The sequence below is a fragment of the Paenibacillus sp. Y5S-9 genome, assembly GCF_036894235.1.
Classification (GTDB): Bacteria; Bacillota; Bacilli; order Paenibacillales; family Paenibacillaceae; genus Paenibacillus.
The window spans coordinates 2360388-2377423 of the sequence record NZ_CP145887.1 but is presented as its reverse complement, the minus strand read 5'-3'; the positions used below and the strand labels follow the sequence as shown (position 1 = coordinate 2377423).

The 17036-nt window shown below is 47.2% G+C and carries 11 protein-coding genes; 3 read left to right on the top strand and 8 right to left on the bottom strand.

Annotation, left to right across the window (positions count from 1 at the left end; translation table 11 throughout):
- Positions 1-58: 58 nt before the first annotated feature.
- From V6669_RS10665 to V6669_RS10635, 7 genes are all read right to left on the bottom strand, one after another.
- Complete coding sequence (locus V6669_RS10665) at positions 59-1645, bottom strand: helix-turn-helix domain-containing protein (protein ID WP_338593684.1); 1587 nt, start codon at positions 1643-1645, stop codon at positions 59-61.
- A complete protein-coding gene (locus V6669_RS10660) occupies positions 1642-3423 on the bottom strand; it encodes a sensor histidine kinase (RefSeq protein WP_338593683.1) in 1782 nt (593 codons plus the stop codon). The genes V6669_RS10665 and V6669_RS10660 overlap by 4 nt, the downstream gene beginning before the upstream one ends.
- Positions 3424-3453: 30 nt before the next feature.
- Positions 3454-4308, bottom strand: coding sequence for a carbohydrate ABC transporter permease (locus tag V6669_RS10655; RefSeq protein WP_165790059.1), 855 nt, complete (start codon positions 4306-4308; stop codon positions 3454-3456).
- A 36-nt stretch (positions 4309-4344) separates the two neighbouring features.
- On the bottom strand, positions 4345-5226 hold the full coding sequence (locus V6669_RS10650; RefSeq protein ID WP_091032136.1) for a sugar ABC transporter permease: 882 nt from the start codon (positions 5224-5226) through the stop codon (positions 4345-4347).
- A 101-nt stretch (positions 5227-5327) separates the two neighbouring features.
- Positions 5328-6641, bottom strand: a complete 1314-nt coding sequence (locus V6669_RS10645; protein WP_338593681.1) for an extracellular solute-binding protein — start codon at positions 6639-6641, stop codon at positions 5328-5330.
- A gap of 258 nt (positions 6642-6899) precedes the next feature.
- Positions 6900-8993 carry an acyltransferase family protein gene (locus V6669_RS10640; protein WP_338593680.1) on the bottom strand — a complete coding sequence of 698 codons (2094 nt, stop codon included), beginning with the start codon at positions 8991-8993 and terminating at the stop codon, positions 6900-6902.
- Between the two features lie 574 nt (positions 8994-9567).
- Complete coding sequence (locus V6669_RS10635; protein ID WP_338593679.1) at positions 9568-10128, bottom strand: flavin reductase family protein; 561 nt, start codon at positions 10126-10128, stop codon at positions 9568-9570.
- A gap of 230 nt (positions 10129-10358) precedes the next feature.
- On the opposite strand from V6669_RS10635, the gene catA reads away from it, so the two are divergent.
- A complete protein-coding gene (catA, locus tag V6669_RS10630) occupies positions 10359-11006 on the top strand; it encodes a type A chloramphenicol O-acetyltransferase (RefSeq protein ID WP_338593678.1) in 648 nt (215 codons plus the stop codon).
- A gap of 82 nt (positions 11007-11088) precedes the next feature.
- Here catA and V6669_RS10625 read toward each other — a convergent pair whose 3' ends face one another.
- Complete coding sequence (locus tag V6669_RS10625; RefSeq protein ID WP_338593677.1) at positions 11089-13728, bottom strand: adenosylcobalamin-dependent ribonucleoside-diphosphate reductase; 2640 nt, start codon at positions 13726-13728, stop codon at positions 11089-11091.
- A gap of 277 nt (positions 13729-14005) precedes the next feature.
- Here V6669_RS10625 and V6669_RS10620 point away from each other — a divergent pair, with 277 nt between their 5' ends.
- Positions 14006-15769, top strand: a complete 1764-nt coding sequence (locus tag V6669_RS10620; RefSeq protein ID WP_338593675.1) for an SNF2-related protein — start codon at positions 14006-14008, stop codon at positions 15767-15769.
- Positions 15770-15772: 3 nt separating this feature from the next.
- A complete protein-coding gene (locus V6669_RS10615; RefSeq protein ID WP_338593673.1) occupies positions 15773-16966 on the top strand; it encodes a YqhG family protein in 1194 nt (397 codons plus the stop codon).
- Positions 16967-17036: the final 70 nt, after the last annotated feature.

Genomic DNA, 17036 nt, shown 5'->3' with positions numbered 1-17036 from the left:
AATACCACATCGAAAACGTTTGCAGAAAGGCAAGACATGTTTCCTAATCTGCTCATTTCTAACTTCCAGAAGGCTTGAACGACAACGCCTCTTCTCGATATTCACTCGGGGTCTTGCCGGTATGTTTTTTGAACAGTCTGCTAAAATATTTCACGTCCTCGTAGCCGCTGATGGCAGCGACTTCACTGACCTTCGCTGGAGACACCGCCAGCATATCCATCGCTCTTCGTATACGCATATCGGTGACAAAATCACCGAAGGTCACACCCATTTCTTTTTTAAACAGCTCACTGAGGTGACCCGGATGCAAATGAACATGTCCAGCTACCTGCTGCAGATTAATATCCTGCGCCAATGAAGATTCAATATAACCGATAGCCTTCTGCACATGAGCAGCCTGTCCCTGACCCATTCGGCTATGATAGATATGCATCAGACCATACAGATGATGGAACAGCATATCCCCGAGGTCACCAGCTTCAGCATCCGGTTCCGGCAACCATGGCTCGAGCCTTGCGGGTTCTTCACGCCCTGTGGCTCGCATTGTGCGAGTCAGCCAGCGATGACCTACAATGACGGCTGAGTGCAGACAAGCATTGAACGATTCTGGTGTGACCTCCGGCTCTGTAATCAAATTAGCCACAAGTTCCCGCGTCCATGTCGTTAACGTGACTGAATCATTATCCAGCAATAATGTACCAAGTGTGGTCTCCTCTTCGTGCATAAGTACAGTTTTACCACCTTGGCGATCCTGAACGTGCTCATAATGCCATACTTTATAATCCACCAAACCCCGATATCGGAATGCAGCTGACGCAGTACTGTAGCTTTCGTGCAGATCTGCATATCCACGCACAGGCAGACCTACCGCTGCGCGCAGGGTGCACTTCAGTAATTGCTCCACCCGACGTAATGCACTCTCCAGCCTGAACGTAGTTTCATGTTCCACAGGCGGCCATGAAACTACACAAATAATTTGCTGTTTCTCTACATGAGCAATGGCACCAGGTAACATATCCTCCAGGGTATTCTGCACCGCAAATCGTAATAGCGCATCCGAGGATCGATCCCAACCCTCTGCTCGAAGAATAATGACTTGTCTGAGAATCTGTTCATCATCAAGGCCACCAAGCCCTGCCTCTTTTCCAACATCAGATCGCAAGAATGAAGGAAAATGGCCCGAAGCGGTGTCACCATCAATGATCCACCCGGCAAATAACCGCTCTCGATTCTCCCGCATAAGCTGTCCCTCTCTGGACTTCTCTGCCCAACGTTCCGAGATTCGCTGTTTGGCCTGTAATACGGTTTTGATGATCTCTTCCGGCTTACTTGTTTTGAGCAGATAATCTGTAACACCTTGGCGAATCGCCTGTTGGGCATAAGAAAAGTCATCGTATCCGGACAAAATAATGACCTCCAGCTCAGGTAACAATCGCAGGCCCTCTTCTGCCAGTTCCAGCCCTGATCTGCCTGTCATCCGAATATCGGTCATCAGGATATGTGGACGTTCCTCAGCCAAACGTGTTAACGCCTCCTCTGCCGAGGCAGCAGGTTGAAGAAGTTCAATTCCGAGTTCATGCCAAGCGATAACGCTGGCAAGCCCTGTACGGATAATCACTTCATCATCAACAATTAATAGTCTCATGACGAACCCTCCAAGATTGGAATGGAAAACGAAATCCGGGTACCTCCCCCAATCCTGCTGTCTACTTCAAGCTGTGCATCCGCTCCATAATGGAGCAGCAGTCTCTCATTCACATTGCAGAGCCCATAACCGCCTTGGTTTAGCTGTTTTTCCGGCTGTTTTCCCTTCCATTCCCTAATGCTTATCCTTAATTGTTCCAGCCTGTCCGGCTCCATGCCGACACCATCATCCAGCACCAGCACATTCATCTGTTCATTATCCGGGTCCTTGCGAATCATTATGGTGATGGTGCCCACGCCTGTTTTGGGCTGAATGCCATGAATCATGGCATTCTCAACGAGCGGTTGCAGCAACAGCTTCAGCATCATTCGCTTCTCAAGCGCTGGATCTACGATATAATGCAACACGAATTGATCAGGGAAACGAATTGACTGCACACGCACATAATGGCGAATATGAGCAATCTCTTGTTCCACAGGGCAGTAATCCTGACCATTATTCAAGCTGATACGTAGAAAATCACTCAGGCCCTCAACCATATCCGCGATCCGCTTCTCTTCAGACATCAAGGCAATCCAATGAATTGAAGAGAGCGTGTTATAGAGAAAGTGCGGGTTAATCTGCGCCTGAAGCACTCGAAGATCCGCTTCTTTTTTACGAGCTTCACCCCGAATAACCTCTTCCTTCAATAACTGAATATGTGCACCGAGCAGATTGTAACTCTCCCCAAGCCTACCGATCTCGTCATCACTTTCAGACCGAAACAAAGGAAGCGGGCGTTCCGGATCAATTCGGGACAGATGTCGGGTAAGTACACGAAGCGGCCTCGTCACACGACGAACCGTAAACCAGACCAAGCCAGCACTGATCGCAGCAGACATCGCAACGGCGCAACCGGTCAGAATAAGAATGTACCGATTCTCGGACTTGTACTGGTCATAAGGAACCGTTCCAACCAACGTCCAACCGGTCAGTTCTTCCGGATAATAGAGCAATGTCCGTTTATCGTCACCACTGCCATATGTGGTTGTTCCGCTACCGCCATCCTGAATTAACGTTGTGACTCCTGGTTCGGCCTGCTCCAGCTTAAGTCCAAGCCGGGATTTGTCCATTGAAGACAGAATCTCTCCAGAACTGCCGATGAGCTCCAGTCTGCCTTGCCCTCTGCCTAATCCCAGAGCGGCCCATCCCTTGGATATGGCCTTCTCATCCAGACTAATGGCTAACCAGCCGATGGGTCGATAATCATGGATACTGCGGATTGGCCGAACCAATGTGATCACATTTTGAATACCCGCGTAATTCTGCACCGGGTATACCCCCGTCCATTGTTTGACTGCTTCACCGCTTGGAACAGAGGGATACGAAAGGTTGGATTCATTGGATTCATACCAGGTAGCGGTTGACAATGTGGCATCAAAACGTCCCGGATATATAGCGATGTTAGCGATATATTTCTTGGAAGCCGCCAGATTGGTCATTCTGCCCAGGATATCCACTCGGTCCAGCTCATGATCTTCATTGTGGCTAAGATACTGCTGGATGTCCCGTTCTCCAATCAGGAAAATCGATAGGTTCTCGGCATCTTGCAGCATATAACGAAGATTCGCTTCCACCTGTTTCAGCGTATCCATGCCGGACAGTTTTGTTTTTTGCTCTGTAATGCGGGAAGAGATCAGAAAGGCGAACAGACCCAAGGCCAGCAATGGCACAATCATTGAAGCCGTCACGACGACCGATAGCTTCCTTTGTAACGAAGATGTGAGCCAGCGTGCCAAACGTTTCTCCTCCTCTGGATGCGCTTTCGCTTATCCTTTGACAGCTCCTGCTGTCATACCTTTCATAACTTGTTCCTGGAATACGAGATACAAGATAATGGTTGGAATGACCGACAGTGTCATGGCAGCTAGCGTTAAGCCGTAATCGGTTTGATACCCATCCGCAAAGTTCGCAATGGCCAGCGGTAACGTTTTCAATCCGGTTTTGTTGATGAATACAAGCGCAAATGAAAAGTCATTCCACGCATGCAAGAAACTTAGGATCGTAACCGTAGACAACGCAGGTACGGACATCGGTAACATGATCCGGGTAAACAGCCCCCAAAGTCCTGTTCCATCAATGAAAGCTGCCTCTTCAATATCACGTGGAACACTTGTCAGATAAGCAGTAAGCACAAAAATAGCTGTAGGCAATGCAAAAGCCGTATAAGGTAATATTAATGCCCAGTACGTATTCAGCAAGGACATCTGTTTCATTAAAATAAATAAGGGCACAAGTGTACTATGGATCGGAATGAGCATGCCCACAACAAAGAAAGTCATGATTAAGCCTTTCCAGCGAAACTGGAAACGGGCCAGGATGAATGAAGCCAGCGCTGCAATAAACAGCGTTAGAATAAGTGACCCCACCGATACGATTAGTGAATTGCCAAAAGCGGTCCCCAGCCTGGAGCTTTCCCATGCATTGCTGAAATTGGCAACATTCCAGTTTTCCGGCAGTCCAAAGGGCCTGCTATAGAAATCTTCATTTGTTTTGAATGCACTAATCACGAGCCAGTAGAACGGATACAATGTTAAAATACCATAGACCGTTAGCAGCGTCCAAACAATTCCGCTACGTAGGCGGCGAATCGGATGGCCCGAGCTGCTTCGTGGTGATGGCATGGATACAGGTGTCACACGCATAATAACTCCTCCTCTCTATTGATTCTCTTTTCGTTTGCGACTGGTTAACCACTGGCTTGTTCCGATCAGCAGCAGGGAGATCAGTACGATGGTTGTTGAGATCGCACTACCAAAACCATATCGGTATGTTGTAAAGGTGGAATTGTACATATACGTTGCAAGCAGTTCCGTCGCATGTGCCGGACCACCCTTGGTCATGATGTAGACCAGATCGAATGATTTCAGACTACCCGAAATACATAGAATGATCGCTACCTGAACCGTACCCCAGATCATGGGCAGAGAGACGGATACCAGCTTCCGGATTCCTGAAGCCCCGTCTATTTTGGCAGCATCATGAATCTCGCCGGGAATATTCTGCAACGCCGAGATGAAGATAATTAGATACAACCCGACAAAGCTCCAGAGCAGCGGCGGTACCAATGAGAAAATGGCAATCTTGTCATCGGAAAGCCATTGCAGCTTCCAACTTTCAAGCCCCAGTGCGTCCAGCAGAAAGTTTAATATCCCGATCTGCGGATGATAGATATACTGCCAGATCATACCGATAACTACAGTGGATAACACCATCGGCAGAAATACGGCTGAGCGCAGAAACCGCTGTAATGGATTGCTTTTGTGTAAGATGACCGCCAGCATAAGCGCTAACGGAATCTGTCCAAATACCGACGCCAACACAAAAATAACGTTATTTTTCAGCGCCCGCCAAAATACAGGATCATGCCAGATCTCCACGTAATTATCCACACCAATATATTTGGATGCGCCGATGCCGGACCAGTTGAAGAAACCGTAGTATGCCGACCACACGACCGGTACAAATACAAACAATGCATAAATGATGACTGCCGGGGCCAACCCCAGCATAATAAAACGCCGACTGCGCAGTGCGTTCATCTGTTCACTTCCCTTCGATAAATTCCTTTACCAACTTGCAACTGACTATCCCATTCATACTTAAGACCCCTCCCCTGCCGGGAAGGGGTTTTAACGAATGCTTACTGACTAACTGCATTGGCTTGAGCCGCCTGAATTTTAGCCGCAATGTCTTCGGCCTTGCCACCCATAAGCAACTCTTGCAATGCATTATTAATAACCTCAACCGTTGCCGACCCCAGCTTGGAATCGTATACTGGCGTGATCTTCACTTCCTGCATCAGATCATATAATTCTACGAACAATGGATGTGCTTTGGTTTTGTCCAGATCAATCTTGTAACTCACCAATGTGCTGCTATCCAATGTGGCCTTCTGACCATCAGGTCCTGCCAGCGCGTAGAACAGCTCCATCGCTGCCTCTTTTTGTGCACCGCTCAGCTTTTTACTTACACCCAACCCGGTTCCTACTACACCGGATGTTGTTCTTGGTTCACCCTGACCTCCGTCCACTGGAGGAAGAATCGTAATATGTGTGTTGTTCAGCACCTCTTCAGGTGCATTGTTCACCAGATTTGCCAAGGCCCATCCGCCGTTCATGACCATCGCTGCCTTACCTTGGAAATAAAGTTGCATCATTTGTGTCTCATCGATACTATTGAATCCATCTTGGAATGCCTTGGTGTTGCCAAGCTCCTGCATCTTGTTCAAGGCTTCAATAAATTGTGGATCGGTAAAGCTTGCACCCTCTTGTGCTGTCGCTTTCAGGAACCAGTCTGTGCCGGTAATCCGATCAGCCAGTGTACTGAATATCGTTGATTGAGCTACCCAGTTGGCCTTGTTGCCAAGTGCCATGGGAATGACTTTATTTTGATTAAAAGTAGCAATCGCTTGTTCCAGTTCCGCCCAGGTCTCAGGCACTTTTACGTTGTACTGTTTGAACAAAGCTTCATTGTAATAAATGAAGGAACTCGGCGCCAGATTCATGGGCACGGAGTAGATATTCCCGTCTACGGTGTATCCGTCCAATGCATTGGGGATAAAGTTATCTTTCCACTCCGGCTTTGCGTCCAGCTCTGTATTAATGGGTTGTAACAGATCCCCTTTTACAAATTCCTTAGTCATGGCATCCGGCCACATCACGAACAGGTCTGGCATCTCGTTGGCAGCTGCCACCGTACGAAGCCGGGTTTTGAGACCATCTGTTGGCAAGCCTTCATCCACAACTTCAATATCTGGATGCGCCGCGCGGAAATCTTCAATAATTTTGCGCATCGCAACCGCCTTTGCATCCTGTCCGGTCCAGTTGTGCCAGAGTGTGACGGTTACTTTGTCATTGCCGCTGCCTCCTTCTGAAGTGTCCCCGCCAGCACAGCCAGCCAGAATAATGGAGAACAATGTTATTGCCAGGAAACCCGAAAGCCATTTTTTCAACATCTCTATATTCCCCCTCGGCGATTTGAATACACTTATTGTAAATGGTAACGCTATCATACCGTAAGGTGACGATCCACGGATGCAGGGGTGAAAAATATCGGTTCCCCTGTTTGGAACTTACTTTGCTGACTTATTGTTCATAACATATAAAAAAGAGCCCTCACAATGAGAGCTCTTTCTTGTTGCAGCCGTTGGTAGCTTCACCCCAGGCTATATATAATGAATAAGTGCTAAATCGTATTAAACATGGATTGCGTATTATTGGATACTGTTTTTCACCAGTTCTGCAAAAGCTTCGGACCCTTGCGTAGTGAGATGTACACCATCTTTTTCAAAATATTCGTCATGTCCCTCACTTGCACTGTTCCAGTCAATCAACGAGACATTGCTGTACTTGGATGCTGCCTCATTCAACGCCCTGTTCACCGTTCGTTCCCACGGACGAGGTACGCGCACAGTAACCAGATATACCCGATCCTCATCTTTCAGATAATCAAGCACAGCATTCAAGTTTTTGGAGTTAAAGGAACCATTCGTCCCGAGCTCCAGCACCACTTTGCTGCCCATTTGGTTGTTTTGCTTCAGACCTTCCAATACATCGCCTGCCTGCCACATCTGACGACCAACATGTCCGTCCACATACACTCCCGATATACTTTGCTCCAGATACGGTTTTGCATCCAGAATCACCGAATCTCCAATGACGGTATAATGAACCTTGCCATCATGGGCAGGAGGAGCCGTTTCTTCATTGTCCTGAGATGAATCAGGTGTATCATCCGTATGATCTGTATTATCGGATTGATTCGCTCCAGCGTCATCTGGTGCATCATTCTCGTTATTCACGGAGTCATTAGCCGGCTTATCTTCAGACTGAACGTCCTTGCCAGGATTCACTGAATTGCCTTGGTCGTCAGGTTTTGAGTCTGGAGCAGACTCTCCTGTTGGCTTCTCATTTTTCCCCGGATCATCTTTCGTTCCTGCTTCCGGTTTATGTGTATGAGCATCGTTCTTTTGGCCAGAGCCTGACGTTCCTGTAATAGCTGGCAACACATCCTGTCCCTGTTCCTCCGCTACGGAATTCTCTCCATTCAATGTGTTCGACATCGATACCGAATGGGAATCGGAGTTCGCTGCATGTGAGACCATCATCTGAGATACCGTATAGGACAACAGCAGAATCGTCATCAACAGACCTGCTCGCTTCCACCATACGTTACGTATACCGATTGATGACCGCCCTCTTCCCCATAATCGGGACCAAGAATCACGGAATCCATTGTACCGAATCGGATTTTCAATATATTTAAGGGACAATGAGGCCAGTACAACCGTTGCAGCAACCTGTAAAATGATTCGTACAGGATGTGCTCCTCCCGTATCCACCGCGGGATTGGTTAAAATAATGACAGGATAATGCCACAGATATAATCCGTAGGATCGCTCTCCGATCCAGCGTAGTGGCTTCGCTCCAATGATACGTCCTAGGAAAGACGATGGGTGAGCCAACACCGCTACCAGCAACGTTGTTGCAATAGCCTGAAGCACCATGCCCCCTTGATACAGAAACGGATCATATTCACTGCTATTCAGCATCATGTAGATTAATAAAGCAAGCGCAGCAAGTCCCGACACATCGAGCACAAGCCGATTCATTCCAGGCAGAGAGCTCGACAGCTTACGACTAGGCCATACCACGGCAAGAGCAGCACCAGCAAGCAGTGCAAATGCCCGCGTGTCTGTTCCATAATATACACGGCTCGGGTCCAAATCTGGATTATACATGATGGCCATTGCACCAGCAGACAATTCAGCTGCGACAACAATGAAAACGACCAGCCATCCCTTTCTTTTGAACACTATGATTGCTGCGATCAGTAGAAGAGGCCATATAAGATAAAATTGCTCTTCCACAGCCAGCGACCAGAAATGTCCAAACGGTGATGGAGGGCCAAAACTTTCGAAATAGGAAACGTTGTGAAAGATATACCACCAATTGCTTATGTATAATACACCCGAAACGATATCACCACGAAGCGCAGCAAGCCGGGATGGATCTGTACAGGCCAACCAGATCATCACCACAGCTGTCATGGTCAGCATGCCTGGAAGCAAACGCCTTACCCGTCTTACCCAGAAATCACCGAGTGAAATGCGTCCATGTTCCTGCCACTGTGACACGAGAATATCGGTAATTAAATATCCCGAGAGAACAAAGAATATACCTACACCGAGCAGTCCGCCCGGAATAAAATCCAAATTCAGATGATACGCGATTACCGCAAGTACAGCGATGGCTCGCAAGCCGTCAAGTCCGTTCATATGTCTCTTACGATTTAACGATTGTGACATGCATGCCCCTCCTTGTTACTGTGAGTCAACAACATCGGTGTTGGGGGCATAAAGGAACTCCTGATCGTTCTGGTTGTCATTAACATACGTATTGCACCTTCCATCTTTCATTTACAACATAAGAACAGCTTCTGTTCGAAGCACTATCCGATGATGCTACATTCTGTGTGAATTCTATCATCTTAAAGAAGACGAGTTGCCTGTCCATTAAGTTTAATTATTAAAATATTCTTTATATTCATTCGTGAGTTCACGTTTAGCATTATACGCCCGAAATAAGCCTCATACTTTACAGCAATAGTTACAAACGATTAAACCGATGTAACCTTTCCTGCCAGCTCATATAGCTGTAAAATCATACTCTAATTTTGTCGTTAAATATAGTACTTTTCATCGAGTGGCTAAAATTACCTGTCCCACTTGCGCAAACCAGCATACCCACGCACACATCGATTGAAACAATTGAATTCATAACAAAAGGCTGCCGACTTGCTCAGCAGCCAATATCCATTATAAACCTATGTCAGACCGGATTGAAAGTTTTGCTCATAATTGCTTCTTCTTGCCTAGGACCCTAGAGGTGGAACGGGTGAATCTTTTCTTCTGTCCTCGCATCCATGATCCGGTATGCTGAACGCCCTGTGTACATCGGGATTTGCAACTTCTCCAGATCAACCATTCCATTCTCCAGAAAGTACTTCTGATCCTGATATCGCTGCAACACTTCGCCTGCAATCCATTCATGGTCACCATATGTCGTAATGTCCATAACCTTGCATTCATAAGCAAAATAAGCGTCTGTCAAAATGGGTACACTTACCTTGATTCCTTCCTCATATGGAATGCCGAATCTTGAGAATTTATCCGTATCTCTTCCACTGAACGTTCCTGCAGCTTGAATCCACTCCGATCGATGACCTGGCAGGAAATGAACACCGAATACGCCGCTCTTCTCGATGAGTTCATAGGAGTATGTTTCCTTACGAAGGGAGATGCCATATACGCCTGGTGATGATCCGATGTATGTATGCCATCCGGACGCCATCACATTCTGGACTCCCTCATGACGTGAAGTCACCACCGCTACCATTCCAGGATAAGAATAAAATATGGGTTCTTCTATCGGCTGACGCATCTAATCCCCTCTCTTCTTCGTTATAAAGACAATTTTAATTATAAAGTAAAGAAGCAGGTTGAAAAAGCGTTTTGCAGAGGATTTCGCTATAAGCGACATATTCAGTATCATGTTATACTGAGATGGTCAATTTCTAAAATACGATACTGGGAATGTGATAGGATATGGTCAAATCAGTCAAATATACCTCCTAAATGAAGGCATTATTCAAATTTAGGAGGTTATAACTTATGTTTAATTCAATCGTGTTAGATCAGTGGGATCGAAAGCCATACTTTGACCACTACTTGAATCAGGTCAGATGTACCTACAGCATAACTGCTAATCTGGATATCACGCTATTGATTGCTAAACTCAAGCTTAGAGGATTGAAGTTCTATCCGGCTCTTATTCATATGATCTCTACTGTCGTCAATGCACACAGGGAATTTCGAACTTGTTTTGATGCCGAGGGGAGATTGGGCTACTGGGACGAAATGTCTCCGAGTTATACAATTTTTCATGAGGACAACAAAAGTTTCTCAACGATCTGGACAGCATTCCATGAAGATTTCGAGACATTCCACATTCGTTATCTGGAAGATATGAAGAATTACAAAGATCACAAACAATTTGTTGCCAAACCCAATGAACCACCAAATACATTTCCCGTTTCCAGCATTCCCTGGGTGAACTTTACGGGATTTAATCTGAACATTTATAATGAGGGAACTTACTTATTGCCCATTTTCACGATGGGAAAATATGTTCAACAAAATGATCAAGTTTATCTTCCCTTATCCGTTCAGTTACATCACGCCGTGTGCGACGGCTACCATGCTGGTGCTGTATTTAATGAATTGCAATCACTTGCAGATCGATGCCAAGATTGGTGTTAGTTATCTAAATGACAAAAAGGCATTCCTGACTTCGTAATGGAGTCAGGAGTGCCTTTCTTTTTCTCTTTTTTTCAAGAGATATTTAATTGCATTTACTGTACCCACAGCTGCTGCATGTTTTGCATCCTTCCACATTCATCAGGGATGCCGAGCCGCATGAAGGACATAAATCTCTCGATTCGGTAAAGGTTTTCTGATCCTCCACTTGTGGATATGCGCTCTTATCTTGGTTCTGTTCTTGTAAAGCTCCAGTTTCATTCTCCTGCACATTGCTCTCTACATGACTTTCCAATGCTTTGGCGACTGCATCAGCAATCGATTCAACCCTATTGGCTCCGAAGCCAATCGCTCCCGAACCACCGATTCCCTTGAGATGTTTGATCAACAGTTCCACCTTGTGCCCATGATCTCCGTATCGAAGGAACAGAGAGCATACTCGACCGAGTGCCTCAGCCATGGCAAACACGTCCGATCCCGCTTTGCCCACGTTCAGGAAGATCTCACCCGGCGTTCCCTCCAGATCATTGATCGTAATGTAAGCCATCCCGAATGGCGTATTGATTTTGTATGTCGCACCACGCAGTACCTGAGGACGGCTTCTATATTGTTTATCCAGCACTGTAGAAGAGGAAGGGACTTGATCGGAAGAATGCGTTCTAACACCAACCTGGCTATTGGAAGTTCCATCACTTGCCTGCCCTTCCGCATTATTCGGGTTTTCTATTGCAGAAACGACTGTCTTCTCTTCAGCTTCCGCCGTGTTCTGATCTCCAGCCTTGGTCTCTTCCTTCTTCAACGTGGACAACACCTGCACATCCCTGCTGCCGTCGCGGTATATCGTTACTCCCTTGCAGCCAAGGTCGAAGGCCAGTTCGTACAGCTCAGCCGTATCCTCCACTGTAAAATCAGCCGGACAGTTGGCCGTCTTCGAGATTGAACTATCCACCCATTGCTGAATCGCAGCCTGCACTCGGATGTGATTCTCAGCCGACAAATCCATCGCCGTCACATAATAGTCTGGTAAAGCTTCACCCGGATGTTCATCCAGCCAATCTTGTGCGATCGGTACGAACTGTTCATCATAACCTAGACGGCTTTGACGGAAATACTTGAAGGCGAAATACGGCTCAATACCTGTTGATGTGCCCACCATCGTACCTGTACTTCCCGTTGGCGCCTGTGTGATCAGTGTGACATTTCGAATGCCCTGTTTACGAATGGCCTCTCCCACTTCAGGGTACGTCGCAACCATGTTTTTCATGAATCCACTCTGTAAGTACGGTTCAGCTTCGAAAGCTGGGAAAGCTCCCTTCTCTGCTGCAATCTCTGCCGATGCCAGGTAGGCCTCCTTTGCCATGAATCCATACAGTTTATCCAGAAATTCAAGGGATTCAGGACTGCCATATCGTATACGCAGCTTAATCATCAGCTCTGCCAATCCCATCGTGCCAAGCCCAACCCGGCGTTCACGCTGCTGATTCAGTCTATTTTCCTCAAAATGATATGGTGTTGCATCGATGACATTGTCCAAAAATCTAGCCGAGATACGAGTGGTTTCTGCCAGTTCATCCCATGCCACATCATGATTTGTTTCATCGTAGAATTTGGACAGATTGATCGCAGACAGATTACATACACCCCAGCCAGGCAAACCTTGTTCCCCGCACGGATTAGTACAGATGATCGGATTGAAGTACCAGCTGTTGGACATCTGGTTATAGTACTCCATGAATACCACACCAGGCTCTGCCGATTTCCAGGCTGATTCAATAATGGTATGCCAGATTTCGCGAGCCTTCAGTGTACGATAGTGCACCACCGAATGACCTGCGGCTTTCCATTGCTGCATATCCCCGTTCCACTCGGTATCATAGTCCGGATCGTTCGTATCGGGAAAAACCAAATCCCAATCTCCGTCCTGCTTGACAGCCTCCATAAATGCGTTGCTCACACATACAGACAGATTGGCATTGGTCACCTGGCCCATCGTTTGTTTCACGGTAATAAAATCAAGCACATCCGGATGCCAGTCATTCATCATCAGCATGAGCGCACCCCGGCGGCTTCCGCCCTGTTCAATCAGTCCCGTCGTATAACTGAACAATCCGCCCCACGATACGGAACCGCTAGATGATCCGTTGACACCTTTCACCACCGCTCGACGAGGACGCAAAGAGGACAAATTAATGCCAACACCTCCCCCACGTGCCATAATTTCCGTCATCTCGGTCAAGGTCTTCATGATGCCACCCCGACTGTCTTGCGGAGATGGAATGACATAACAATTGAAGAGTGTCAGTTCATCGCTTGCCCCCGCGCCCGCAGCAATACGACCTCCGGGTACTAACTTCCAATCTTCCAACACAGAGCGGAACTTGGACTCCCACGTTGCCCGCTGATCGGCTGTGGATTCGACAGAAGCCATCGCTTTGGCGAGACGGTCCCACATCTCTTCCGGTGTTTTTTCTATGTTGAGTGTCAATTTCTCCACGTTTGTCTGGATGATCTCTCCACTTCGAGTCCTTACTTGTACAAGCTGGCCCTGACGTTCTATGATTTCGCCCACTTCCTTGGTTGGGAACTTGGGATCATCCTTGGTTAATACCAATACCACATCTCCGACCTTGGCATGATTCGGATCAGCATCTTTCCAGGCGTATCGGTCCAGAAATATTTTTTCGCTAAGTCCTTCTAATTGATGCGATCGTTGGTTTGATTTCATCGCTACGTTCAACCTCCCCGAATAACGCTACATTTTCACTACAAGAGTAAATTATGATAAAACACCACATATAGTGATATAAATTCAGTATAATACACCATATATTGATTTTCCATATGACTTTTATCACAGTCCATCTTCATAGACTCCCTATACTCGGACAAGCTTCTTGTAAATAAACTGTAGTTCAACTTACATAGTTATGAACTGACTCTCATTCGTCCATACTATTACCTACGAATAAAACGTCATCACGTATGGCAGGGGAGGAAGCACCATGAACCGGAAGAATCCGCACCACATGAATCAACCAGTAGCCGAACTGCCCGTTCCGTTGGAATTTGATCGGAGCTGGATCAATCAGTTGGAATCACGACTGGATAAAGGAGGTCCTTGGGGAGATTACCGACTCTTCCAACTGGGTATTCAAGCCGAAGAAACCAATCTGATTCCTAATTTTGACGAGATCCAGTGTTTGAAGCATCTACAAGGCCTCACTCCACTCCCTCACCAGATGGACACTGCACGCAGAGTATTATTTGAAATGTCAGGCCGGGCCATTCTCGCCGATGAGGTGGGTCTTGGCAAAACCATTGAAGCCGGTCTCATTCTGAAAGAATATATGGTTCGAGGTCTCGTATCCAAGGTACTCATTCTCGTGCCAGCGTCTCTTGTGCTGCAATGGGTACGTGAGTTGAATTCGAAATTCGGCATCCCTGCTATTGCCCAGAAAAAGGCCTATTCCTGGCAAAATGAAGTGGTTGTTGCTTCCATGGATACAGCCAAACGTGACCCGCATAAAGATATGCTGCTGAATACCGATTACGACATGATTATTATTGACGAGGCCCATAAGCTCAAAAACAAGAAAACAACCAACTATCAGTTCATGCTGAAATTGCGCAAAAAATATTGTCTGCTGCTTACAGCTACACCTGTGCAGAACGATATGAGCGAGTTGTTTAATCTGATCAACCTGCTGAAGCCCGGTCAACTGGGCCGTCAGGGTGACTTTGCGGCCAACTTTGTCGTAGACAAGCGGGTTCCGAAAAATCAGGAACAGCTTAAGAACGAGTTATCCAAAGTCATGATTCGTAACCGTCGCGGCGAAGGCCCCGTTCAATTTACCAAACGGAACGTCTCCAACGTGAACTTGCAACTATCGCCCGAAGAACAAGCGCTTTATGATGGCGTGACTTCCTTTGTTAAAGACCAGTACCAGGAAGCTGGCGGCAACCTGAGCAGCATGCTTTCCCTTGTTACATTGCAGCGTGAAGTGTGCAGCAGTCGGGATGCAGTATTCGTGACGCTCGTTAATCTGTCGAAGAAACTTCCGCTGGACTCTCCCCTTCGGGACAAGATTTGGGAACTCGTTGCCCATATTAAAGCGATCAAGGAAAATACCAAAGCCGAGAAAACGATGGAACTGATTCGGAACATGAATGAAAAAGTCATTATCTTCACCGAATACCGGGCCACGCAGGAGTATCTGCTAAACTATTTCCGCAACAATGGGCTTACAGCTGTACCTTATCGGGGTGGTATGAATCGAGGCAAAAAAGACTGGATGATGGATCTCTTCCGCGGACGTGTGCAGGCCATGATTGCAACAGAAGCGGGTGGCGAGGGCATTAATCTGCAATTTTGCCATCATATGATCAACTTTGATCTGCCTTGGAACCCTATGCGGGTAGAGCAGCGGATCGGTCGGGTACACCGGCTTGGACAGCAAAATGACGTGAACATCTTCAATTTATCTACGAGCGGAACCATTGAGGAACACATCTTGAATCTATTGCATGAGAAGATCAATATGTTTGAGATGGTGATCGGCGGGCTGGATGTCATTCTGGAACGGCTGGAGAAGAAGGAGTCCATTGAGAAAAGTTTGTACAAAATCATGCTGGAATCACAAAATGATGAAGATATTCGCCGTAAAATGGACTCACTTGGACAATCGCTGAACTCCATTCAACGTGAGGTTTCAGATGAAGGCCCTGCCGTATCCGGGTTGTTAGATCTTCGAAAAGGAGGCAGCTAACTCATGACCATGTCGCCCCATGAAGTGCAGGCTTATGTTCTCACCTATCTGGAAGCACTGGATTGTCAGATTATGGAGCGTTCTCCCGCCCATGTTACAGTCAAACTCTCGCCTGAGGCGGACAAAGCGTTGACCAATCGCCCCTATTATTGGGGGTTCGTGGAACGAACCGGAGCACCCGCTGAGACGATGTCCTTTACATTTATATTTGATCCTGACAGTTATCAGCAGGCCATTGAAGCAGCAGAAGCCAAAGCTGCGGAAGCATCACCTCCTGTTGTCCCTAACCCTGCTGGAACAAATGGCGTAACCAATGGCAGTCCTCAAGGCGAGCCACCAAAAGAAACCATTCTAGGCCGTTACTTCGGTATTACGCCATCGCTGCCACAGCTGGGGCCAGGACGAATATTGCGTGAAGAAGTGGTGTATGGCAGTCGCAGACTGCAGCAGATTTTCGGCGCTGCCCGTGAAGGCGGTGCCTTCGTGAACCTGTTCGAACAGGCTGCCAAACGGCAATTGCGGGCTACAGCGCCAGCCGTATATGAGCCTTGGCTTGGTGTCTGTTTCAAGGTGGAATTCGCCTGTGATTTGAAACGGGAGGAATTGCATTTTCTCGGCATCTCCCTTCGCTCGGGTGAAATTATAGAGAAATTCGGCACCAAGCTGAACCGACGTGATCTTAGTCCGAGGCTGGCGGAGAACATGCATGTACAGACAGCTAAAGTTTCGTTAGTTGATGCCGGAGCTGCTTTGGAATCTCATTTGACGAACCGCTTGCTGGAACTCGATTATAGCTGGGCAGAGAAAGCCCAAGAGCGGCTTGATCTGGAGCTGGACGTCCTGGACACCTATTATGAAGCGGTACTCCGAGAAGATACACCTGAGGTAGAATCACCAGGTAACGTAACCTCAGACACGGAGAATGTCCATTCTGACCGCACGCCACCTGCACAACTGAAAAAAGTTGTGGATATAAAGAACGCTAAACCCATTGGAGCAGATGTAGAACTGGCGGCAGAAGCCGCAGTACCGATCGACTCCGAGACAGATGCCGAAGAAGAGAAAGCAAAACAGGCGGTAATAGATCGTGAAGCTATGAAACTGCAGTATGAGACACGCCGGACCGAGATGATCTGGCAATATGAACCCAAAGTGAAAGTGACTGCCATTAGCAGCGGCATGTTTCACTTAAGATAGACGAAGACACTACTTTTCCTGCAAATGCTGGCAAAAGTAGTGTTTATTCATGATCAGCTGCCCGACAGGT

What these genes read in the sequence shown, in the direction of transcription:
- V6669_RS10615 (WP_338593673.1), top strand. Translation starts at nt 15,773, where the DNA reads ATGACCATGTCGCCCCATGAAGTGCAGGCTTATGTTCTCACCTATCTG.
- V6669_RS10665 (WP_338593684.1), bottom strand. Translation starts at nt 1,645, where the DNA reads ATGAGACTATTAATTGTTGATGATGAAGTGATTATCCGTACAGGGCTT.
- V6669_RS10625 (WP_338593677.1), bottom strand. Translation starts at nt 13,728, where the DNA reads ATGAAATCAAACCAACGATCGCATCAATTAGAAGGACTTAGCGAAAAA.
- catA (WP_338593678.1), top strand. Translation starts at nt 10,359, where the DNA reads ATGTTTAATTCAATCGTGTTAGATCAGTGGGATCGAAAGCCATACTTT.
- V6669_RS10655 (WP_165790059.1), bottom strand. Translation starts at nt 4,308, where the DNA reads ATGCCATCACCACGAAGCAGCTCGGGCCATCCGATTCGCCGCCTACGT.
- V6669_RS10620 (WP_338593675.1), top strand. Translation starts at nt 14,006, where the DNA reads ATGAACCGGAAGAATCCGCACCACATGAATCAACCAGTAGCCGAACTG.
- V6669_RS10640 (WP_338593680.1), bottom strand. Translation starts at nt 8,993, where the DNA reads ATGTCACAATCGTTAAATCGTAAGAGACATATGAACGGACTTGACGGC.
- V6669_RS10650 (WP_091032136.1), bottom strand. Translation starts at nt 5,226, where the DNA reads ATGAACGCACTGCGCAGTCGGCGTTTTATTATGCTGGGGTTGGCCCCG.
- V6669_RS10645 (WP_338593681.1), bottom strand. Translation starts at nt 6,641, where the DNA reads ATGTTGAAAAAATGGCTTTCGGGTTTCCTGGCAATAACATTGTTCTCC.
- V6669_RS10635 (WP_338593679.1), bottom strand. Translation starts at nt 10,128, where the DNA reads ATGCGTCAGCCGATAGAAGAACCCATATTTTATTCTTATCCTGGAATG.